19 protein-coding genes are annotated in these 20,947 nt (G+C 69.6%); 8 read left to right on the top strand and 11 right to left on the bottom strand.

What is annotated here, in order from left to right; all coding sequences use genetic code 11:
- Nucleotides 1–130 precede the first annotated feature (130 nt).
- On the top strand, nucleotides 131–958 hold the full coding sequence (locus tag BWI15_RS10700; protein ID WP_077014812.1) for a sigma-70 family RNA polymerase sigma factor: 828 nt from the start codon (nucleotides 131–133) through the stop codon (nucleotides 956–958).
- Nucleotides 959–1,075: 117 nt separating this feature from the next.
- Here BWI15_RS10700 and BWI15_RS10705 read toward each other — a convergent pair whose 3' ends face one another.
- From BWI15_RS10705 to BWI15_RS10725, 5 genes are all read right to left on the bottom strand, one after another.
- Entirely contained in the window at nucleotides 1,076–1,327 is a 252-nt protein-coding gene (locus tag BWI15_RS10705) for a hypothetical protein (RefSeq protein ID WP_077014188.1), read from the bottom strand.
- A 15-nt stretch (nucleotides 1,328–1,342) separates the two neighbouring features.
- Nucleotides 1,343–1,981 (bottom strand): hypothetical protein, encoded by a 639-nt coding sequence (locus tag BWI15_RS10710; RefSeq protein WP_077014189.1) that lies wholly within the window; start codon nucleotides 1,979–1,981, stop codon nucleotides 1,343–1,345.
- A gap of 22 nt (nucleotides 1,982–2,003) precedes the next feature.
- The gene (locus tag BWI15_RS10715) at nucleotides 2,004–3,053 is read right to left on the bottom strand and encodes an NAD-dependent epimerase/dehydratase family protein (protein WP_077014190.1); all 1,050 of its coding nucleotides are present in this window, start codon (nucleotides 3,051–3,053) and stop codon (nucleotides 2,004–2,006) included.
- 80 nt (nucleotides 3,054–3,133) lie between these two features.
- Nucleotides 3,134–3,517, bottom strand: a complete 384-nt coding sequence (locus tag BWI15_RS10720) for a VOC family protein (RefSeq protein WP_237771219.1) — start codon at nucleotides 3,515–3,517, stop codon at nucleotides 3,134–3,136.
- An 83-nt stretch (nucleotides 3,518–3,600) separates the two neighbouring features.
- On the bottom strand, nucleotides 3,601–4,629 hold the full coding sequence (locus BWI15_RS10725) for an SGNH/GDSL hydrolase family protein (RefSeq protein WP_077014191.1): 1,029 nt from the start codon (nucleotides 4,627–4,629) through the stop codon (nucleotides 3,601–3,603).
- Between the two features lie 64 nt (nucleotides 4,630–4,693).
- Here BWI15_RS10725 and BWI15_RS10730 point away from each other — a divergent pair, with 64 nt between their 5' ends.
- Nucleotides 4,694–5,638: a sigma-70 family RNA polymerase sigma factor gene (locus BWI15_RS10730; protein ID WP_143465479.1), complete on the top strand. Its 945-nt coding sequence runs from the start codon at nucleotides 4,694–4,696 to the stop codon at nucleotides 5,636–5,638.
- 255 nt (nucleotides 5,639–5,893) lie between these two features.
- Here BWI15_RS10730 and BWI15_RS10735 read toward each other — a convergent pair whose 3' ends face one another.
- On the bottom strand, nucleotides 5,894–6,667 hold the full coding sequence (locus tag BWI15_RS10735; protein ID WP_077014193.1) for an RICIN domain-containing protein: 774 nt from the start codon (nucleotides 6,665–6,667) through the stop codon (nucleotides 5,894–5,896).
- 455 nt (nucleotides 6,668–7,122) lie between these two features.
- Here BWI15_RS10735 and BWI15_RS10740 point away from each other — a divergent pair, with 455 nt between their 5' ends.
- Nucleotides 7,123–7,581 carry a DUF4383 domain-containing protein gene (locus tag BWI15_RS10740; protein ID WP_077014194.1) on the top strand — a complete coding sequence of 153 codons (459 nt, stop codon included), beginning with the start codon at nucleotides 7,123–7,125 and terminating at the stop codon, nucleotides 7,579–7,581.
- Nucleotides 7,582–7,651: 70 nt separating this feature from the next.
- Here BWI15_RS10740 and BWI15_RS10745 read toward each other — a convergent pair whose 3' ends face one another.
- The 4 genes from BWI15_RS10745 to BWI15_RS10760 form a co-directional block, all read right to left on the bottom strand.
- Entirely contained in the window at nucleotides 7,652–10,408 is a 2,757-nt protein-coding gene (locus tag BWI15_RS10745; RefSeq protein WP_077014195.1) for a bifunctional YncE family protein/alkaline phosphatase family protein, read from the bottom strand.
- A gap of 13 nt (nucleotides 10,409–10,421) precedes the next feature.
- Entirely contained in the window at nucleotides 10,422–11,768 is a 1,347-nt protein-coding gene (locus BWI15_RS10750; protein ID WP_077014196.1) for an ABC transporter permease, read from the bottom strand.
- Nucleotides 11,765–12,688, bottom strand: coding sequence for an ABC transporter ATP-binding protein (locus BWI15_RS10755; RefSeq protein WP_077014197.1), 924 nt, complete (start codon nucleotides 12,686–12,688; stop codon nucleotides 11,765–11,767). Before BWI15_RS10755 ends, BWI15_RS10750 begins: the two co-directional genes overlap by 4 nt.
- A 101-nt stretch (nucleotides 12,689–12,789) precedes the next feature.
- Entirely contained in the window at nucleotides 12,790–13,368 is a 579-nt protein-coding gene (locus BWI15_RS10760; RefSeq protein WP_077014198.1) for a TetR/AcrR family transcriptional regulator, read from the bottom strand.
- Nucleotides 13,369–13,419: 51 nt separating this feature from the next.
- Between BWI15_RS10760 and BWI15_RS10765 the strand changes: the two genes are divergently transcribed.
- The 5 genes from BWI15_RS10765 (at nucleotide 13,420) to BWI15_RS10785 (ending at nucleotide 19,908) form a co-directional block, all read left to right on the top strand.
- Nucleotides 13,420–14,259, top strand: coding sequence for an SDR family NAD(P)-dependent oxidoreductase (locus tag BWI15_RS10765; protein ID WP_077014199.1), 840 nt, complete (start codon nucleotides 13,420–13,422; stop codon nucleotides 14,257–14,259).
- Nucleotides 14,260–14,409: 150 nt separating this feature from the next.
- Nucleotides 14,410–15,696 (top strand): ABC transporter substrate-binding protein, encoded by a 1,287-nt coding sequence (locus BWI15_RS10770; RefSeq protein WP_202817614.1) that lies wholly within the window; start codon nucleotides 14,410–14,412, stop codon nucleotides 15,694–15,696.
- Between the two features lie 46 nt (nucleotides 15,697–15,742).
- On the top strand, nucleotides 15,743–16,606 hold the full coding sequence (locus tag BWI15_RS10775; protein ID WP_077014200.1) for a carbohydrate ABC transporter permease: 864 nt from the start codon (nucleotides 15,743–15,745) through the stop codon (nucleotides 16,604–16,606).
- Nucleotides 16,603–17,478, top strand: coding sequence for a carbohydrate ABC transporter permease (locus tag BWI15_RS10780; protein ID WP_083750664.1), 876 nt, complete (start codon nucleotides 16,603–16,605; stop codon nucleotides 17,476–17,478). The genes BWI15_RS10775 and BWI15_RS10780 overlap by 4 nt, the downstream gene beginning before the upstream one ends.
- Before the next feature lie 24 nt (nucleotides 17,479–17,502).
- Nucleotides 17,503–19,908, top strand: a complete 2,406-nt coding sequence (locus BWI15_RS10785) for a glycoside hydrolase family 31 protein (protein WP_083750665.1) — start codon at nucleotides 17,503–17,505, stop codon at nucleotides 19,906–19,908.
- On the opposite strand, the gene BWI15_RS10790 is transcribed toward BWI15_RS10785, so the two are convergent.
- Entirely contained in the window at nucleotides 19,849–20,919 is a 1,071-nt protein-coding gene (locus BWI15_RS10790; RefSeq protein WP_083750666.1) for a LacI family DNA-binding transcriptional regulator, read from the bottom strand. The genes BWI15_RS10785 and BWI15_RS10790 overlap by 60 nt on opposite strands.
- Nucleotides 20,920–20,947: the final 28 nt, after the last annotated feature.

A 20,947-nucleotide genomic window follows, 5' to 3' on the forward strand; every position in this document is an offset into this window, starting at 1 on the left:
CAAGGGTAGCGGCGGCCGGACACCGCTGACACAAACGTTTGACAGGTGGGTACGACTGCCGCCGTAGCACTGACCGCGGTCCAGGGATGCGGCCGCGCCGTGATGTGTTGTCCATCGCGAGGTCATGACCATGCTCACTCTCACCGACTCCGGGGCCGGCACGGTCCCCACCCACTGCACCACCGTCGAGGAACGCGCCCAGCGCGAGGCGGCCACCCGCGAGCTGCTCGCTGCCAGAGCCCGCAGTACCGACCAGACCGAACGCCAGGAACTGCTCGAGCGAGCCGTCGAGCTGAACCTCGAGATCGCCCGCGGGATCGCCCGCCGGTTCCGCGGCCGCGGCGCCGAGGACGACGACCTCGAGCAGGTCGCGTGCCTGGGCCTGATGAAGGCCGCCAGCGGCTACCGCCCCGACGACGGCGTCCCGTTCATCGGGTACGCCGTACCGACGATCCGTGGCGAGCTGAAACGCTACTTCCGCGACTGCACCTGGACCGTTCGCATCCCGCGCAGCCTCCAGGAGCTCCAGGGCAAGATCGCCGCGGTGCTGCCGCTGCTGACCCAGGAGCTGGGCCGCGAACCGGCGGTCGAGGAGATCGCCGTTCGCCTCGGCGCACCCCTGGAGGACGTGCGGCAGGCCGAGGCCGCGCGGGGCTGCTTCAACGTGCTCTCGCTCGACCGGCCGACCGACGACGGCGAGCTGGTGCTGGGTGACGCGGTGGCCGACGACGAGGATCCCTACCTGCAGCAGCTCGAGACGGTCGACATGCTCGGCCCGGTCGTCGCCGAGCTGTCGCCGCGCGACCGCCGCATCCTGGAGCTCCGCTTCGTCGAGAACTGGAAGCAGGCCGACATCGGGACGGAGCTCGGCATCAGCCAGATGCAGGTGTCCCGGCTGCTGACCAGGATCCTCGCCGAGCTGCGGAACCGCCTCGAGCCGGCGAGCGCCGCGGCCTGACACGGAAGGTTCCACGCCGACCCGAGACCCCGGCCGATCGTCTGTGGCCGGCCGGTCGTCGGCCGCGGCAATCGGGGTGGGTGCACTGTCCACTGTGCACCCACCCCGATCACGCGTTCAGCTCTCCCGCTCCTTCCGCTCCGCCTCGGCCCTGGCCTCCGCGCCGGTCTCCCCCGCGTAGCCCTCGTCCTGCCCGGCGGCCCGTCCGACGAACGTCTGGTTCTCGCCGGTCCCGGTGGTGGCCTGCGTACCGCCGTCGGCCGCACCTCCGGTCTCGCGCGTCATGGCCACGTCGGTGTCGGCCGGCGCGTCGTCCTCGTTCAGTGCGTGGGACTGCCGCCACCGCTTCAGGCGATCGAGTACAGACATCGGTTTCCCTTTCTCTCAGTCGGCATTTCGGCGCCCCTGACGACTGCCCTGGTAGGCCAGTTCGCGCAGTTGCCGCAGCCACGGCGGGCCCGGGACGGCATGGTCGGGGTGGTTCAGCACCGGATCGAAGGTGAGCACCTCGGTCGACGGCGAGAACAACTCCAGCTCGCCGATCCGCACCCACCGCGGTCGCGGACCGCTGATGGAGACGGTGAACCTCGACGGCGCCCGCTTGTGCAGCGCGTCGACCGACGCGTGGCCGATCCGGCGGCCCTCCGGCGTCAACATCAGCCACCAGTCGTGCCCAGCGACCTCGTACGGGCCGAGCGTTCCGTAGCGAGCAACGTTCCAGTCCGGCGCCGGGACCGGGATCCAGCGGCTCAGCCGACCGCGTCCCGCGCTCGAGAACAGGAAGTCCCACGGGGTCTGCTCGGGCTCCAGCCGCAGGGCGATGCCGAGGACGTCGGGCCAGCGTCCCGGCGTACCGGCGCCCTTGGACAGTTGCACGGTCGCCGGATAGACGCCCTTCGGCAGCACCGCGTTGACGCCACTGACCACCAACTGGCCGGTGAATCCCAGCCGTCGCGGATGCACGGCCGGTGCCTGCCGCACGCGGGCCAGCGCGGAGAAGAAGGCTGAGACAACAGTCCGCATGACGCTCCTGCTCAGTCGGCGATCACGGTCGGCGGCGATGGCTGATCGGGCCGTGGCGCAGCAGCTCGGCGACCTCGGAACGCACAGTGCGCTGCCGCAGTACGGCGGTGTCGCCGGCCGCGGCCTCGCGCATCCCGTCGACGATCTCCTGCAGCACGCTCATCGCGTCGACCTTCGGGAACCAGCCGAGTTCGTTCACGGCTCGGGAACTGTCCAGCGCGGGTGCGCAGCAGGCGAGGTCGAGCCAGCCGGGCGACACCGGCTGCAGGCGTGCCTGCCAGCTCGCCGCCATCACCCCGCGCACCAACGGCGCCGGCGCCTTCACCCAGCGCGCACCGAGCGCCTCGGCGATCAGCGCGGCGGAGATCGTCGTCGGCGCGGCCACGTTGAACGCTCCCACCGCGCGCTGCTCCAAGGCCCGGACCACCGCGTCCGCGAGGTCGTCGGCGTGGACCATCGCGATCGTCAGCCCGGCCGGCATCGGCAGTACCGGCACCGCCGCGAGGGTCCTGGCCGGCAGCAGGATCGGCACCCCGTAGCGCAGCAGCGCGCTGCCGATCGACCGCTGCCCGACGATCCCCGGGCGCAGCCGCGTCACCGGCGTACCGTCGTAGGAGTCGAGCATTCGCTCCGCCGCGGACTTGTGCCGGCTGTACGACGACGTCGGTACGCCGTCGACCGGCCAGTTCTCGTCGACCGCCTGATCGTCGCGCTTGGGCGAGTACGCCCCGACCGACGACATGTGGACGAGCTGTCCGACGCCCGCCGCCGTGCAGGCGTCGAGGACTCGTTGCGTCCCGCCGACCCCGACGGCCTCCAGGTACCCGAGGTCGTGCGAGGGCTGGAACGCCCAGGCGAGGTGCACGACGGCATCCGCACCGAGGAATGCGTCACGCAACTCGTCCCGGCAGTCCGGCCGGGACAGGTCGATCGACATCCACCGAATCCCCTCGGTGGCCCGGACGGGGACCCGCCGGGCCACTCCGACGACGTCGTGCTCCCCGGTCGCCCGCAGCCGGCGGACCAGGGCGCTGCCCACGTTGCCGCTCGCGCCGGTCACGACAACACGCATGGATCCTCCCGGGGTGCTCGAAGACCTGCTGGGACCAGACCTTCAGGAAGGTGCCCGGTACCCGCGCACAATCCGCGTACCTAGAAACCGGGCAGGAACAGGCAGAAGATGTGCCCGGCCGGGTCGGCGAGCACGCGTACGCCCTCCTTCTGCGGTTGCCAGTCCATCAGCGTCGCGCCGGCGTCTACCGCCTGCTGCTGGGCCGCTTCGAGGTCGTCCACCTGGAAGTCCAGATGGACCTGCATCTGCTGCTGGCCGGCCTCGCTCGGCCACCGGGGTGGGCGGTGGTCGGGGTCGCGCTGGAACGACACCTTGCTGCTGCCGTCGGGCCCGCGCAACGACACCCAGTTGTCCTCGTCGGCCACGATCTCCCACCCCAGCAGGCGGCGGTAGAAGTCCGCCAGCCCGCGCGGATCAGGCGTGTCGAGCACAACACCCGACAGCGGGATCATCTTCTCGGCCACTGAACCCTCCTTCGGACGGCAATCCGGTACGGCGAGTCCGGTTGCCAGCCCGCCGACCGGGGAAACGCCGCCGCCGCGCGTGGCTAGGGACGGGAGAACAAACCACCCTTGGCGAGCCGGCTCTCGATCTGGCGGCGCTTGGCCGGATCGGCCAGCGTCTTGGCCGCCTGCTCGCGGTGCGTGGCCAGCGTCGGGCTCCACGCCGACTGGTCGGCCGCGGTGATCGTCTGCTTGCTTCCGGACAACAGCTTCACCAGGAGGTCGGCGACCGCGGTCTGCTCCTCGGCCCGCGGGTGGTAGCTGGCAGCCTTCAGCAGGTCCGGCGTCGCCCCCTGCAGCCACGCCTTGTCCTTGGCGCAGACGTCGTGGCCTTCGGAGGGCTTGAAGACGTCGAGGTACTTCGCACCGCCCTGCTTGGCCGCGGCCTGGATCGCGGTGTTCAGCTCGGTCTCGGTGGCGTTCAGGTAGGCGTAGTCGCCCTTGGCCAGCGGCAGGTCGGGACAGTTGCCCTGGGCCGGCGCGATCCGGGGATAGCCGACCAGCACGATCGTGGCCTTCGGGGCGATCTTGGCCTTGACCGTCTTGAGCAGCTCGACCAGCCGGGTCTTGGTCTTGGCGACGTTCTCCTTCAACTGGTCCTTGCCGCCGGCGGAGAACTGCTTCTTGCAGGGTGCGCCGTCGGGGTCGGACTTCTGCAGGCTCGGGCAGACGGCGAGCAGGTCGGCGAACAGCCCGAAGTCGTTCGCGCCCAGCCCGATGGTGACCAGATCGGTCTGCTTGGTCAAGGCGTTCATCTGCGGCGGCACGAAGCCGGTCGGCGTCGCCTGCCCGGTCTTCACATGGGTGGTGTCGGCGCCGCCGCAACTGACGTCGGTCACCTTCGGCACCTTCAGCTTCGGTGCGGCCAGCGCAGGGTAGTTACCTCCGCCGGAGCGCAGGCAGCCGAGATTGCTCAGGTCGAGTGGCGGGACCAGGGGGGCGGCGGTGTAGGAGTCGCCGAGGGCGACATAGTTCTTGAAGGTCGGAGCGGCCTCGCTCGCGGCGGCCGTACTGGCGCCGGCCGGCAGCAGCGCCGCCACGGCCAGGGGTGCGATCACGCGCAGAACATTCATCAGAGTCTCCGTTCGATGGTGGCGGGGAGGCGGCCCACCGACGGTGTACCCCGGCAATCCTAGGGTGTTCCGGCGCGCAAAAGCAGCACATCTCGACTACAGCATCAACAAATTACCTGACCGCTCAACAGTTATTCACATCGGTCCGAAAAAGTTTCTCCGGCGACCGTTTAGGGCGCTATTTCCGGGGCACCGCGATGCCACCACGACGATGGTCCAGAGATGCGGCCACGCTCGCGACGAGCTACGGAGTGGCCGGATGCTGGACGTGCGCACTGGGTCTGCCGCACTGCGGGTTTCTCCTTCCACCGCAGCCGATCGGCGGCACCACGACGACCTGACGCACGCCCTGCTCCAGCCCGGGCGGCCGGATCGCCAGGACGCGATACGGCGCGCCGTGGAACTCAATCTTTGCCTGGCCTTCGAAGTGGCCGCGCGATTCTCCGGGCGTGGCGTCGACGACGACGAGCTGCGCCAGATCGCCGCGCTCGGTCTGGTGAAAGCCGTCCGGACTTTCCAGGCCGACCGGGACAGTTCCTTTCTCGCATTCGCGCTGCAGACCGTCACCGGTGAACTGAAACGCTATTTCCGCGACCACGCCTGGCTGGTGCGGATTCCGCGCCGGCTGCACGAGGTGCTCGGCGACGTCCAGAAGATGGGCGGCGAGCACCCACCGGCGGGCATCGCGGCCCGGATCGACCGGTCCGAGCAGGAGGTCGAGGAAGCGCTGCAGGCGCGCAGTTGCCGGGAGGGTCTCCCCCTCGCCGAGCTGAGCGACCGCCCGGCCGATCTCGACGCCGAGGTGGAACGAATCGAGACCGCCGACCTGGTTCGGTCGGTGCTGGCCGAGCTCGATCCGCGGTCGCGCACGATCCTGTTCCTGCGGTACGTCGAGGAGCGCGGCCAGGCCGACATCGGCCGGGTCGTCGGGCTCAGCCAGGTCCAGGTGTCGCGCGAGATCCGCCGTGCGCTGACGCTGGCCCGCGAGCGGTCCGCGGAACTCGTCTAAGGGGCCGCAGGCAAGGGCTCACAGCCAAAGGGGCCGCAGGCAAGGACCCGCCCCCAATGGATGCAGGGGCCGGAGGCGCGTACGGCGCTTCCGGCCCCTGCGGCTCAGCTGCTCCCGGCGGCCCGACGCTCACCGGGGCCTCCATCTCGCGCAATCGGCACACAGCTGAGCAGAGGATGGCTCAGGGTCGGGCAGTTCGCGAGGTGAGCCGGGTGAAACCACCCGGCTCACGTCTCGCGGGACAGGTGGATCAGGTCAGCCGGCCATCTCCACCATCTTCTTCGGGAGCTGCTTGAGCTGGTCGGGGACCTGGACCTTGCCGTCGATCGACTTCAGCATTTCCAGGCCACGGGTCTCGTACTCGTCCGGCATCTCCAGACCCAGAGCCTCGAGCAGCGCGTCCAGCAGCTGCACGATGGCGCCGATCAGCGTCTCCATCGGGATGCCGGCGTCGCGCCACTTCTGGTCCTTGCCGCCGTTGGGGACGACGGTGGAGGTCGGCATGGCCTGCTTGGCGACACCGATCATCGAGGACAGGGCCTTGCCGTTGGCCTTGTTGATCAGCGTGCCGGTGTCCTTGTTGTAGCTCCACTTCTGCCCCGCGCCTTCACGGCACGGCAGCACCAGCAGCGGGGCCTTGTCCTGCACCGTGGTCAGATCGGCCGCGGTGTCCAGGCAGGCGCCGTTGGGAAGGTCGCCACCGACGTCCTTCGACATCGACACCATCAACTGCTGGTCCGCGGTGTAGGTCCACTGCTGGATCTTGCCCTTGGACCCCTTGTTGCACTTGATCATCACCGCGGTCGGAATCCCGTCCGGCGTCACCGCGAACGTCAGACACAACTTGTTCTGCACCCGGTTCACGATCTGCCGGGGCTTGCCGACCGGCAGATCGGCCGGCGCCGCCGAGGCGCTGTCGGACGACGGCGCGGGCGCGGCCTGCGCCGAACCGGCGGGTGCGAGACCGGCCGCCAGAGCAGCGACCACCAGCATGGCGCCACTGCGCTTCAACAAAGTGCGAGTACTCAAAGCAACCTCCACTGTCGGGCATGGAAGGCGAAGGGCGTCGAGAGCCCCGCATCGCTGAGAAGCCAGTATTTCGATCACTGACCGCGACGCGTCGCCACACTCAGTAATTCCCACCGGTTCGCCGACGGCAACAGTCACTAGATGCCACTGGCAACAAACTGCCACCCGTCCGTGACCCGCGCCCGCGTGGCAGGTCACGACGCAACGAGATCGCCGGACGCCCGTGCGTGGGCCGACAACAGTTCGTGCCGTCGCCGCGACCGACTCCAGCCGAGACCGTGACATGGCCCGCGAATACCCTGCCCTCCGCCTGGGAAGCATCCGGTCCCGTCCCCCGGTTGACGCACCGTCACGAAACTGCGTGCGCATCGATCGTCCTGGGTACTGGGGCGGTACCTTCTTCGTTCCAGTCCAACCACCGGCCGGGACCCTGATCGCTCGAGAAAGAGAAGCCCATGTCCCAGTCCGCCTCCGCGCGCGGCGCGGCCCGTACTCCGATCCAGCTGGCGGCCATGGTCGTCGGTATCGTCTTCCTCGCCGTCGGCATTCTCGGGTTCATCCCGGGCATCACCACCAACTACGACACGATGTCGTTCGGCGGCCACCACTCCGATGCCTTGCTGCTCGGCATCTTCCAGGTCTCGATCCTGCACAACATCGTGCACCTGCTGTTCGGCGCCGCCGGTCTGGCGCTGGCCCGGACCGTCTCCGGCGCCCGCAACTACCTGATCGGTGGCGGTGTCGTCTACCTGATCCTGTGGATCTACGGCCTGGTCATCGACCAGAACAGCTCGGCGAACTTCGTCCCGGTCAACACCGCCGACAACTGGCTGCACCTGGTGCTCGGCATCGGCATGATCGGCCTCGGCGTCGCGCTGAGCCGGAACGTCACCCGTTCAGCCGCTCACCACTAGCCACGAACGCGGTCACGGCCGCGCCGGAGGTCGAACCTCCGGCGCGGCCGTGTGCTGTGCGGGCCTGCTGTCAGCCGTCGTTGTCCGCCGAGGGGATGACGGCCCCCGGGACGTCGGCCGGCGCGAAGATCTTGTCCTCCCCCGGGTACGGAGTCGACCAGTCATGGGCCTGGTACCAGCCGAAGTGGTTCATCTGCGCCGGGTTCGCGAAGTCGGCCCGCGCGTCGGTCCCGGTGAGGTGCTGCTGGGTCTTCCAGCTGTCCCATTGCGCCGCGACCGCCCGCTGCTCCGCCGGCACGACGGCCTTCGGCGCGGGTGCCGCGTTCGGGTTCTGCGCCGCGGGAACGTCCGCCCCACAGGCCGGCGCGGTGGCCAGTCCGGCGGTCAGCGACGTCCGGTTCGGCACCGCGGTGAACGGCGTGAAATCGGGCGTCTGGGTGAACGCCGTGGCCATCGGGGTGGCCGCGGTGTCCTTCTGGTTCATCGGCTTGATGCCGAGGATCTGCTCGATCGTGCGGATCATCGTGATCTGCGTGTAGTACCGGCTGTCGACGACGCCGTGCCGGGCGTACGGGCTGATGATCTGGATCGGCGCCCGGTGCCCGTCGACGTGGTCCAGGCCGGCCTGGGAGTCGTCCTCGACGACGAAGATCGCCGAGTCCTTCCAGTACTTGCTGTGCGAGATCTCGTCGACGATCTTGCCGGTGGCCAGATCGTTGTCGGCGACCTGCGCGGCACCGCTCGGCGGTCCACCCGTGTGGTCGCTGGACAGCCAGAACATGTTCAGGTTCGCCGGCCCGAACTTCTCGAAGTCCCGCTTCCAGATCTCGTAGCGGTACAGGTCCGGGACCGAGGTGTCGAACTTCGGGAAGCCGTGCACCGAGACGTCGTTCAGCGACGGGATCGGTGACGACGAGACCAGCGGGTAGGCGGTGTTCTGCCCGGTCGCGGCCATGGCCTTGGTGTCGCAGTACAGGTTCTGCCAGGTCGCACCGGCCGGCTTGGTCAGGAACTGCTGGAACTCGCCGAAGTTCCGTACGGTCTTGCCGGCCGCCTGCGCACCGGTCCAGATGAAGCCGCTCTGCTGGTGGCCGAGGGCGTCGTCCTCGGTGTCGTAGCTGCGCAGGTACTCACCGGCCGACGACTCGGTGTACTCCGGGTTGTCCGCCTGCATCAGCCAGTTGTGGCCCTCGGCGGAGTTCGTGCCGACGTCGTAGGTGTTGTCGTAGAGGCCGAACTGCTTGGTCATCGCGTGCTGGTTCGGCGTGACGTTCTCGCCGTACTGCGCGAGCGCCGGATCACCGTTGCCCTCGGCAATGTCACCGAACAGCTGGTCGTAGGTCCGGTTCTCCTTGACCAGCAGGAAGACGTGCTTGATCGTCGACGGGTCGCCGATCCGCAGCGGCACAGGCACCGGCTTCTTGCTGCCCTGGCCCTTGTTCGCGACCCGCGCCGCGTGCTTGGTCCAGCCGTTCTGCTCGAACACCTTGGCCGTGCTTGCCTTCACGGCGTGGTCGTCAGGCAGCTGGAACCGGGTCAGGCTCGACGTCGTGTCGTGGGTGGCGCGGCCGGCCGCGGTGGTCTCCCGCCGGGCGTCGACACCGCGGGTGTTCGACACCACGACGTCCTTGCCGACGGTGGTGATCTCGGCCGGGAAGTAGTCCGTCGGCAGCAGGCCGACGTAGCTGACCGGCTCGAGGGCGTTGCGGTACCGGTAGACCGCGACCGCGTTCGCGCGGCCCAGCGTCACCAGCAGGTGGCCGTCGTCGGTCAGCGTGACGCCGTTGGGCTCGTAGCCCACCGAGGCCTCGGTCCAGGGCTGGGTGGCGATGGTCTGCATGACCTTGTCGCGCCGGGTGTCGATCACCGACACGGAGTTCGTGGCCGTGTTGGTGACGAACAGCGTGCCGTTCTTGGCGTACAGCGCGGTCGGATGCAGGCCGACACTGATGCTCGCCGGCACGGCGGCCGGGCGCGCCAGATCGATCACGCTCACGGTGCCGGTGGTGGTCGCGGCGGTGACCTGCGAGGCAGGCACCTGGGTGCCGTACGAGTTGATCGTGGGTTCCCCCGGCTTCGCCGGACGACCACCCTCGTTGCTGACGTAGAGCTTCGACCCGACCTGGATCAGGTCGCGCGGAGCGTTGCCCACGGCCCAGCTCTGCTTGACCGTGCCGGTCGCCGCGTCGATCGCGACCACCCGGTTCTGGCCGTTCACCGCGGAGTACACGGTCGAACTGTCCGCCGAGAACACGGCCTCGCCGACCAGTGCCTGCTTGGCGCCGTCGGCGGCGATCGTGACGAAGGTCGGGTCAGCGAGTGAACCGTCCGGCTTCACGGTGAACCGGCGGTACCCGTCCGCCTGGCCCAGCCACAGCTGCGAACCGTCGGGCGAGTACGTCGGGCCTTCCTGGCCGATGTCGTTGCCGGGGATGCGCAGGTCCGCCGCGGCGTTGTTGCCGACGTACTGCTGCACCTTCCAGTTCTTCAGGTCGACGATCGCCAGCGCCATCCCGCCGTCGGTGATCGACGCGGCCAGGTGGCTGCCGTCGGGGCTGACCGTCGACGACATGATCTTGCCCTTCTGGAGGACGAGCCGGTCGCCGAGCGGCGCGAGGTACTGGTCGCTGGGCAGGACCTGGCCGTCCGCGGTGACCTGGCCGACCTGGTCGGTTCCGAACTGCTGGGTCGAGGCGACGGCGGTTCCGGCGACGGCGACCGCGAGCGCGGTCGTCGTGGCCGTCACCACGGTCGTACGCCGGCTGATACGCCGGCCGAGAAGACCGTGACGGCTCTTCTCGTCACGCCTACGGCGTGTTACCTGCATGGGGTTGGTCCCTTCAGGGGGTGGACGGAAGCAGCTCGACGGAGCCGTCGAACTGCCAGAGCGGATTCGGTTCGTCGCCGGCCGGAGTCCGGACCAGGAAGTAGCCGTTGACTTCCTTCGGGCCGTCTCCGTCGGCGACGTACCGGCCGACCGGATTGATGTCGAGTTGGTAGATGGCCGAGCCGGCGGCGGCGACACCTGGCACGTGCCAGCTCACGACGCACCGCCAGTCGTTGCCCGGGCCCCGCGCGGCGACCTGGTCGCCGCCCTTGGTGCAGGCGGCCGAGGTCTGCAACTGCTGCTCGGTGACACCCGGCCGGTTGAGCTGGGTGGTCTGCAGGCGGTAGAGATGCGCGAACTCGGTCGCCAGCGCCCGCTGAACCTTGTCCTGCTCGATCCCCGAGCCGGTCGCTCCGGTCGCCGGCGCGACGACCAGTGTGGTGATCCCGAACAGGATCGCGAGCGGCAACGCACCGACGACGATCGCGCGGCGGCCGGAGCCGTCGTGGGCCGGGTTGGTGAAGTCACGGCGGACGAAGAGGTGGTACGCCAGGGCGGTCGCGGCGACGGCCCACGCGAGGCTGACCACGACGCCGATCAGCATCGGCTTCAGTTGCGCGGGCCCGGTGAACAGCCCGTTCCAGCTGATGAACCCATAGCCCGGCAGCGCGAGCCGGACAGCGACCGGAACCGGCAGCATCTGGACGATCTGCATCGCCAGAGCTACCAGAGCCGGCAGCAACAGTCCCATCGGAGACCGGCCGAGCGCGACGGATCCGAGCAGGCCGATCGCGGCCAGCGCCAGCGTCGGCGCGAGAGCGCAGGCCCAAGCGAGCACCACCTTGCCCGCGGCGTCGCTCGCCGACAGCACGTGGCCGTCGAGGCCGATCAGCGGGCGGTTGCCGACGACCGCGATGCCGCTGATCGCGCTCGAAACCACCAGCCCGACGACCAGCAGCAGGATCACCGTGAGGCTGGCGAGCGCCTTCGCCACGAAGATCCGCCGCGGTGACCGGACGGCGACCAGCAGGTGCCGCCAGGTGCCGAGCCGGTCCTCCGACGCGAACACGTCGCCGGCGACCAGCGAGGTCAGCAACGGCAGTGCCCACGAGCCCGAGAATCCCAGCAGTACCAGTGGTCCGGCCCAGCCGGTGGCGTGCATCCACCGGCCGAAGAGGGTGTCGACCGGGAGTGAAGCCTGTCGGCTCACCACGGCGACGAACACCGCCGGCGCCAGCCAGCAGGCCACGACCAGCAGGCGCACGCGCCACTGCGACAGGAGCTTCACCAGCTCGAAGCGGTAGCCCCGTGCCACCGAAACCTCAGTCACCACAGGCGTTTCGGCCACGATCGCGGTCATCGGCTGATCTCCAGATCGGTCGGTTCGGTGAGGGCGAGGAACGCGGCCTCGAGCGGCGACACCACCGGGGCCAGCTCTCGGACCGCGATGTCCGCCTGGACGAGCCGCTTCACCAGCACGTCCAGCACCGGGACCGTCGCGGCGATCACCAGTACGTCGTGCTCGTCGACGATCCGGACTCCGGCGGTCCCACCGGCGACCGTGCGCGCGGCGCGCGGGTCGGAGGTGACGATCCGGTAGCCGAGCTCGTCGTTCTCGCCGGCCAGCTCGGCCAGCGGGCCGGAGAACGCGACGCGCCCGGTGGACAGGATCGTCACCTCCGAGCACAGCGCCTCGACGTCGTCCATCCGGTGGCTCGACAGGATCACCGCCGTCCCCTCCGCCGCCAGCCGGGTCAGTACGCCGTACACGTGGTGCTTGCCGGCCGGGTCGAGGCCGTTCGACGGCTCGTCGAGGATCAGCAGCCGGGGTTTCGTGAGCAGCGCCGCGGCGAGACCGAGGCGCTGGCGCATGCCGAGCGAGAAGCCACGGGTGCGGTCGTCGGCGACATCGGTCAGGCCGACCTGCTCCAGCACGTCGTCGATACCCAGCGCCGGTGCGCCGCGCAGGGACGCCAACGCCGCGAGGTTCTGGCGCGCGGTCAGAGACGGGTAGAGCCCGGGGCCGTCGACGAAGCCGGCGACGCCTTCGGGCACCGCGAGCGCACGGCCCACCGGTGTACCGAGGATTTCCAGCGTTCCGCTGTCGGCGACGGCCAGGCCGAGCAGCAGCCCGAGCAGGGTGGTCTTGCCCGCGCCGTTGGGGCCGACGAGTCCGTGGACCTGGCCGGCCGGCACCGTGAGCTCGACGCCGTCGAGGGCGACCACGTCCCCGAAGCACTGCCTGATCCCGCGAGCCCGGACAGCGAGCGGAGTGTCCATGGTGGCCTTCCTGGCGAGTTCCTTGACCAGGAAACATTAGGCACGAATACATCTACCCACGGGAACAGCCAGTTGAACAACGAACGAACAGCGCCGGCGCCTCAGCCTGCGCGCAGGGCCCGCACCGCCAGCTCGGTCAGCTCGTCCGCATAGGCCTGGTCGAACTGGTGCGTACGCAGGATCCACCGGTGGTAGATCGGCCCGAAGACCAGCTCGGCGGCCAGATCCAGATCGATGCCGGCGGCAACTTGTCCGGCCCGTTGCGCCGACTCCAGCCGGCGCTTCGTGGCCGCCAGCTGAGGCCCGAGCATCCGGGTCATCACCTGCTCGCTGAGCGCCGCGTCCTGCTGCATGTCGATCATCAGCGCGCGCAACGTCGCGGACGTGGACTCGTCGGCGAACTCGGCGACCGTCGCGCGCAGCACGACGCGCAGGTCCGCGGTCAGGTCGCCACTGTCGGGCCACTCGGCGTCGGGCTGGTCAGCAGCCAGGGCGTCGAGCACAACAGCCCCCTTCGACGGCCACCACCGGTAGATCGTCTGCTTGCCGACACCGGCCCGGGCGGCGATGCCCTCGATCGAGGTCTTGGCGTACCCGAGCTCGGCGACGGACCCGGCGGCCGCGGCGAGGATCGCGGTGCGGGCCCGGTCGCTGCGCCGGCGCTGGTCTGGACTTCTCATGAACGAGACGATACGGTCCGTCTCGTTGATATTCAAGCGAGAGGACATCGCATGCGACTGTGGTTCATCACCGGAGCGGGGCGAGGACTCGGCCGGGCCTTCACCGAGGCAGCGCTGGAGCAGGGCGACCGGGTGGTCGCGACCATCCGGCAGGACGGCGTACTCGACGAGCTGGTCAAGCAGTACGGCGACCAACTGGTGCCGCGCCGGCTCGACGTCGCCTCCCGGGCCGAGGTTGAGGCCGTGGTCGCGGATGTCGTGGCGACGGTCGGTACGCCGGACGTCGTGGTGAACAACGCGGGCCACGGCTTGGTCGGCGCGGTCGAGGAGCTGTCCGAGGAGGAGATCCGGGCCCAGTTCGACGTCAACCTCTTCGGCGCGGTCTGGGTCACCCAGGCGGTCCTGCCGCACCTGCGGGCCCGCGGATCCGGCCGGATCGTGCAGGTCTCCAGCGTCGGCGCGGTCGGGCATCTGCCGTTGTTCGGCGCCTACAACGCGACCAAGTGGGCGCTCGAAGGGCTCAGCTCCGCCCTGGCTGCAGAGGTCGCACCGCTCGGCATCGGCGTACACCTGCTGCAGCTCGGCGGGTTCGCCACCGACTGGGCGGGGTCCAGCATGCGCTTCACCACCGCAGACCCGGCCTACAACGCGACTCGGGAAGGCATTCTCGGCATGCCGGCGTACCCGACGCCGGAGATGGTCGCGGACGCCGAACCATCCACCGAGGACTCCCCCGCGGTCGCCGCGCAGGCCCTGCTCGCCCTGCTCGACGAGCCGGAGCCGCCGCTGCGCAAGATCATCGGCACCGGCGCCCACGACATGGTCAGGACCGCGCTGGAGTGGCGCCGCGACGACTACCGCCGCGACCCGGCCTTCACCTGGCCCGAGTAGCACAAGCCGGACCAGACCCAACCCGGCTGTGCCCTCACCGTCGCCTCCTGCGACGGCGAGCGGCACAGCCGGGTTTCTTGACGGCCGATTTCCAGCGCTGTAAATTCCCCGAGGGCGGTGCGGTTCGATCGATCAAAAGGGAGACGGCACGTGAGTTCTGACGTCCGGCACACCACGATGCTGGGACGGCGGTCGTTTCTCGCCCGCGCTGCCGGAGTCGCGCTCGTGGGCGCGTTCGGAGCGGCGTGCTCTGCGCCGGAAAGCCGTGGCACGCTGCGGTTCTACGAGCAGAAGCAGGAGGTCATCGCCTACTTCGACAAGTTGCTCCGGGCGTTCGAGGCCGAGCACCCCGGCCTGTCGGTGGTGCACGACTCCACGTCGTCCATCGCTCCGCAGTTCGTCCGCAACGACCCGGCCGACGTCGGCTGCTTCAACGCGAACCTCGAGCTCGCCCGGTACGTCGAACGCGGTCAGCTGAGCGACCTGTCGCACCTCCCCTCGGCGGCGACCATCCGGCCGGACATCGGCAAGCTCGCCGAGCAGTACGCGACGTTCCCGGGCCGCACGTCGGTACTGCCGTACTCGCTGGCCGCGGCCGGGGTCATCTACAACCGCAAGATCTTCGCCGACCACCGCCTCCCGGTGCCGACGACGTGGACCGAGTTCGTCGACGTGTGCACCGAGCTGAAGCGCGCCGGCGTGGTGCCGGTCTACGCGACCGGCCGGACGACCTGGACGATCTGGCAGGGCCTGTTCGACTACTCGGTCGGCAGTCTGGTCGACACCGCCGAGTTCTTCCGCACGATGAAGGAGCTCGGCACCGACGTCGGCCCGGACTCCGAGGTGTCGTTCCAGAAGACGTTCGCGGTCGCGATGGAACGGGCGAAAACGATCTCGACGTTCTTCAACGCCGACCAGGCGGTCCGCTCGTACGAGGACGGAAACCTTGCCTTCGGCAAGGGGCAGGCGGCGATGTACCTGCAGGGCCCGTGGGCGATCGGCCAGATCGCGCTGGTCGATCCCAAGCTCGACATCGGCACCTTCGCGCTCCCGGTCAGCGAGAATCCGAACGACCGCAAGGCGCGGGTGAACGTCGACCTCGGCCTCTACATCCCGCAGCGGTCGGCCGACGTGCCGGCGGCCGCCGAACTGGTCGAGTTCCTGATGCGGCCGGACGTGATCAACGCCTACAACCAGGACAACCTGGCCTACGCGACCACCAAGACCGCTCCCCCGCAGCGCGACCCGCGCCTCGCGGGTCTGCAGACCTACGTCGACCGCGGCGCCTTCTACCAGGGCGCGGGCACCTTCATCCCGACCTCGATCCCGCTGGGCAACTACCTGCAGGCCGCGATCGGCAGCGGCGACTTCGACACGATGCTGCGCCAGCTCGACGCCGACTGGCGCCGGCTCGCCCGGCGTGGCGCGACCACGTGACCGCGTCCACGACCGCGCCGGCAGCCGTTCACGGAAAGGCCAGTTCATGAAACGCCGCGTCGAACCGGTGTACTACCTGTTCCTCGTCCCGACGCTGGTGCTGTTCACCGCGTTCGTCGTCGGGCCGGCCCTGGTCGGCATCTTCTACAGCTTCACCGACTACATCGGCGTCGGGACCTGGTCGTTCATCGGCCTGAGCAACTATCTCGCGCTGTTCGACGACCCGGCGATCCTGCAGTCGTACACGTTCACGCTCGGCTTCGCCGCCGTGACCGTGATCATCGCGCAGGTGATCGCGCTCGGCCTGGCGGTCGGACTGTCCAGCCGGATCCGCTTCCTGGCCTCGCTGCGCAGCGTCTTCGTGCTGCCGATGGTGCTGTCCGGCATCGTCGTCGCGTACGTGTTCAGCTTCCTGTTCTCGAACACGCTGCCGGCCGCCGCCACGGCGATCGGCTTCGCGCCGCTCGAGCAGAGCATTCTCGGCAATCCGGACCTGGCCTGGCTGTCGATCGTGATCGTCTCGGCCTGGCAGACGATTCCCGGGGCGATGCTCGTCTACATCGGCGGCCTGACCGCGATCCCGGCCGACCTGTACGAAGTGAGCGCGCTCGACGGCGCCGGCCCGTGGCGGCAGTTCCGATCCATCACCGTGCCGCTGATCAGCGGCTTCATCGTGATCAACACGATCCTCGGGGTGAAGGGCTACCTCGGCGCGTACGACGTGATCGTCGGCCTCACCGGCGGCGGTCCGGGCACGTCCACCCGCAGCGTCGCGGTGACGATCTTCGGCGGCTTCACCGGTGGCGACTACGCCTACCAGATGACCAACGCCACGATCTTCTTCGTGCTCACCGTGCTGATCTCGATCGTCCAGCTCATCGCCACCCGAGGAAGGATGGTGCGGCTGTGACCACCCTGCAGGCCGCGACCCCGCGGGACCGCCGGATCGGCCGGCGGCGGTCACGCCGGACCAACTGGCCGGTGACCGTCGTCCTCGCGCTCGCCTCGCTGACCGTGCTCGCGCCGTTGTACGTGACGGTGGTGATGGCGTTCAAGACCAGCGGGCAGTCGATCGACGGCAACGCGTTCTCCTGGCCGTCACCGTTGCATCCGGCAAGTTTCGCGCAGGCCTGGCAGCTGACCCGGTTCCCGGTGGCGTTCGCCGTCTCGGTCGCCGTGGCGGCCATCACGGTCGTGCTGACGTTGCTGCTCAGCTCGCTGGCGGCGTACGCGATCGCCAAGAACTGGTCGCGGCGGTTCTTCCGGTGGTCGTTCGTCTACCTGCTCGCCGCGATGTTCCTGCCGTTCCCGGTCGTCGCGCTGCCGCAGATCAAGCTGACCGCACTCACCGGCCTCGACAACCCGGTCGGCGTCGGTATCCTGCACGCGATGTTCCAGCTGTCGTTCAGCGTGCTGCTCTACACCGCCTACCTGCGCTCGGTCCCGGCCGAACTGGAGGAGAGCGCCCGGATGGACGGCGCCTCGACCTGGCAGATCTTCCGGCAGATCGTGCTGCCGCTGCTCGGGCCGATGAACGCCACCGTCGGGATCTTCGCGTTCCTCGCGTCCTGGAACGACTTCATGCTGCCGTCGCTGATCACCGCCGATCCCGGGCTGCAGACACTGCCGGTCGTGCAGAACATCTTCCAGAGCGACTTCGGCACCGACTACAACGTCGCGTTCGCGTCGTACCTGATGACGATGGCGCCGACCGTCGTGGTGTACCTGTTCGCCCAGCGCTGGGTGATCAGCGGCGTCACCCAGGGCGCCGTCAAGAGCTGACCAGCCACCACTCGAGGGAGTCCCATGACCGACGTCGCCGACCGCACGGCCACCGAGCTGCCGGTGGTCAGGCCGTTGCCCGAGGCATCGCCGCGGGCCCGGACCGACCACCAGGTGACCGGCGACCACTGGCGGGTCACGGTGCTCGGCACCGGGCTGTTCCGGATCGAGTGGTCCGACGACGGCGGGTTCGAGGACCGCGTCTCCACCTTCGCCGTACGCCGTGAGCTGCCGTCGGTGGACTTCACCGTCGAGCGCGACGACCGCGGTGTCGTGATCACCACCGACCGGGCCCGGCTGCGCTACGACGGCAAGCCGTTCTCCACCCACGGACTGCTCGTCGAATGCCTCGGCCGCGACAGCGGACGCTGGCGCTACGGCGAACCGGCCAACGACCTCGGCGGTACGACGCGCACGCTGGACGACGTCGACGGCCGCACCGAGCTCGGACCGGGAGTGGTGGCACCGAACGGCGTCGCCGTACTGGATGATTCCGAGTCGTTCCTGTTCACCGACGACGGCTGGATCGGGACTCGTGAGCCCGGCCGGCGGGACCTGTACGTGTTCGCGTACGGACGCGACTTCACCGCCGCCGTCGAAGCTTTCTACGCGGTGTCGGGAGCTCCGACGCGACTCCCCCGCTGGGCGCTCGGCAACTGGTGGAGCCGGTACCACCCCTACACCGCCGACTCCTATCTCGCGCTGATGGACCGGTTCCGCGACGAGCAGTTGCCGTTCTCGGTGGCCGTGATCGACATGGACTGGCACCGGGTCGACTCCGTGCCGCCGGAGTACGGCAACGGCTGGACGGGCTACTCCTGGGAGCGCTCGCTGTTCCCGGATCCGCCGGCGTTCCTCCAGGCCCTGCACGAGCGCGGACTGCGCACCACGCTCAACCTGCACCCCGCGGACGGGGTCCGTGCCTTCGAGGACGCCTACCCCGCGATGGCCCGCGCGGTCGGTGTCGATCCCGACACCCAGGCGGCGATCCCGTTCGACCCGACGGATCCGGCGTTCCTGCGGGCGTACTTCGCCGAGCTGCACCACCCGCTCGAGGCCGAGGGCGTGGACTTCTGGTGGATCGACTGGCAGCAGGGATCCAGCTCGAACGCCGTCGGTGTCGACCCGCTCTGGCTGCTGAACCACTACCACCACCTCGACGCCGCCCGCGACGGACGTCCCGGCATGACCTTCTCCCGGTACGCCGGCCCCGGCAGTCACAGGTACGCCGTCGGCTTCTCCGGCGACGCGGTCGTCTCGTGGGCGTCGCTGGCCTTCCAGCCCGAGTTCACCGCGACGGCCGCCAACATCGGCTACTGCTGGTGGAGCCACGACATCGGCGGCCACACCCGTGGCGTCCGCGACGACGAGCTCGCCACCCGGTGGGTCCAGTTCGGGGTGTTCTCACCGATCTCGCGGCTGCACTCGGCGAACAACCCGTTCATCCGCAAGGAACCCTGGGCGTTCCCGGCCGAGCACCGCGCCGCGATGGGCGAGGCGCTGCGGTTCCGCCACCGGCTGGTGCCGTACCTGCACACGATGAACCACCGGGCCGCCGCGGGCACGCCGCTGGTCCGGCCGATGTACCACCTCGAGCCGCGCCGCTTCGAGGCGCACGGCGTACCGAACCAGTACGCGTTCGGTTCCGAGCTGATCGTTGCCCCGATCACCGAACCGCGCAGCCCGGAGTCCCTGCGCGGACGGGTGCGCGTGTGGCTGCCGGCCGGCACCTGGACCGACGTCTTCACCGGCACCGTCTACCACGGCGATCGGTCCGTCGAGCTGCATCGCGACACGGCCTCCATCCCGGTGCTGCTGCGCGAAGGCGGCATCCTGCCGCTCGCGGCCACGAGTGATCTCGACGCGACCCGCAACCCGGCGGCGTTCGAGGTGCTGGTCGCACCGTCGGCCGCCGGCGAGTTCGTCCTGGTGGAGGACGACGAGGACGACCGTGTGCTCGGCCCGGACGGCGGTCCCGCGGCGCGCACGGTGCTGCGCTGGGATCCGGACAGCGGCCAGTTCCTGATCGCTCCGGTCGACGGGCGTGCCGATGTGGTCCCGACCGTACGCGAGTGGACCTTGACGTTCCTGGCCAGGCTGCCCGGTGGTCAGGTCACCGTCGACGGCCGGCCGGTGGAGGTGACCGGCGTTGACGGCCGGTGGCGTGTCACGACCGAAGGACGGTCCGACCAAGGGCTCGTCGTCCGCGTCGAGGGCGATCGGCTGCGCGTCGGAACGACTCAGGACGACGCGATCCGCGAGCTTCTCGAACGCGCCCAGACCGGCAACCCGGAGAAGCTGGAGGCCTGGGACATCGTCCGCGGCGCACGCCCGGCGGCCGAGCGGATCGCGGAACTCGCGGCCGTCGACCTACCCGACGCGGTCCGCGCCGCGGTGATCGAACTGCTGGGCGCTGTCGTCGACGACTGAATCGGGCGCGGGGGCGCTCTCCCGGACGACGATCCGGTGCCCGACGGTGACCTGCCGGCCGGGCGTCTGGTGGTCGTCCATGCGCTCCAGCAGCAGATCCAGCGCGCGCTGAACGAGGGCGTGCGTGTCCGGCTCCACGCTGGTGATGCTCGGCACCGTGCTCGCGCCGAGGTCGATCGCGTCCCAGCCGATCACGGCGACATCGCCGGGTACGTCGAACCCTCGTCTCGACAACGCACGGAGAGCACCGACGGCGGCGAGGTCGTCGCGGCAGAGCAGACCGTCGATGCTCAGCCCGGCATCGAGGGCCTCGCCGAGCGCGACCTCGGCGCCCACTGCGTCCCCCTCGCTCCGGGCGACCAGCAGCGACGCGTCGTACGGCAGACCGGCTTGTTCGAGCGCCTGGCGATAGCCCGCGATGCGCAGCTCCGACGGGCTGGAGAGTGGGCCGGTCTCGTGGCCGAGGAATCCGATCCGCCGGCGTCCGAGGCCCAGCAGGTGAGCCATCGCTTCTTCGGCAGCAGCCACGTTGTCGATGGCCACCTGGTCGGCCGTCGGCGGCCGCTGGTCCTCGCCGAGGAAGACAAGGGGGGTGTCGTGCCGGAGCAGTTCGAGCTCGGCCGCGGTCAGGGCCTGCGGGTGAAGCACCATCCCGGCCACCACGCCGACCTCGAGATCGCGCAGTACCGCCCGCTCCCCCTCCGGGGTGCCGCCGGTCTCCTCGAGCAGCAACCGGTAGCCGCGGGCGGTGCTGACGCGGGCGAACACGTGCGCCAGCTCCGCGAAGTAGGGCCGCCGCAGATCAGGAACCGCCAGCGCGAGCAGACTCGAGCGCCCGGTCGCCAGACTGCGCCCGCTGAGGTTCGGCCGGTAGCCGAGCTCGTCGAGCGCCGCCTGCACGCGCTCACGCATCCGAGGGCTGACGTGCTTGTAGCCGCGGACCACGTTCGACACCGTTTTCATCGACACGCCGGCCCGCTCGGCAACGTCCTGCAGGGTGACCCTCTCCACGGCAAAACCTTACCGGCCATAGCGCATT

This window comes from Kribbella sp. ALI-6-A (assembly GCF_001984195.1).
GTDB lineage: Bacteria > Actinomycetota > Actinomycetes > Propionibacteriales > Kribbellaceae > Kribbella.

Coding starts and splice junctions, on each gene's coding strand:
- BWI15_RS10740 (WP_077014194.1), top strand. CDS start 7,123: ATGTCCCAGTCCGCCTCCGCGCGCGGCGCGGCCCGTACTCCGATCCAG.
- BWI15_RS10715 (WP_077014190.1), bottom strand. CDS start 3,053: ATGCGTGTTGTCGTGACCGGCGCGAGCGGCAACGTGGGCAGCGCCCTG.
- BWI15_RS10700 (WP_077014812.1), top strand. CDS start 131: ATGCTCACTCTCACCGACTCCGGGGCCGGCACGGTCCCCACCCACTGC.
- BWI15_RS10755 (WP_077014197.1), bottom strand. CDS start 12,688: ATGGACACTCCGCTCGCTGTCCGGGCTCGCGGGATCAGGCAGTGCTTC.
- BWI15_RS10710 (WP_077014189.1), bottom strand. CDS start 1,981: ATGCGGACTGTTGTCTCAGCCTTCTTCTCCGCGCTGGCCCGCGTGCGG.
- BWI15_RS10760 (WP_077014198.1), bottom strand. CDS start 13,368: ATGAGAAGTCCAGACCAGCGCCGGCGCAGCGACCGGGCCCGCACCGCG.
- BWI15_RS10785 (WP_083750665.1), top strand. CDS start 17,503: ATGACCGACGTCGCCGACCGCACGGCCACCGAGCTGCCGGTGGTCAGG.
- BWI15_RS10775 (WP_077014200.1), top strand. CDS start 15,743: ATGAAACGCCGCGTCGAACCGGTGTACTACCTGTTCCTCGTCCCGACG.
- BWI15_RS10725 (WP_077014191.1), bottom strand. CDS start 4,629: ATGAATGTTCTGCGCGTGATCGCACCCCTGGCCGTGGCGGCGCTGCTG.
- BWI15_RS10745 (WP_077014195.1), bottom strand. CDS start 10,408: ATGCAGGTAACACGCCGTAGGCGTGACGAGAAGAGCCGTCACGGTCTT.
- BWI15_RS10750 (WP_077014196.1), bottom strand. CDS start 11,768: ATGACCGCGATCGTGGCCGAAACGCCTGTGGTGACTGAGGTTTCGGTG.
- BWI15_RS10705 (WP_077014188.1), bottom strand. CDS start 1,327: ATGTCTGTACTCGATCGCCTGAAGCGGTGGCGGCAGTCCCACGCACTG.
- BWI15_RS10765 (WP_077014199.1), top strand. CDS start 13,420: ATGCGACTGTGGTTCATCACCGGAGCGGGGCGAGGACTCGGCCGGGCC.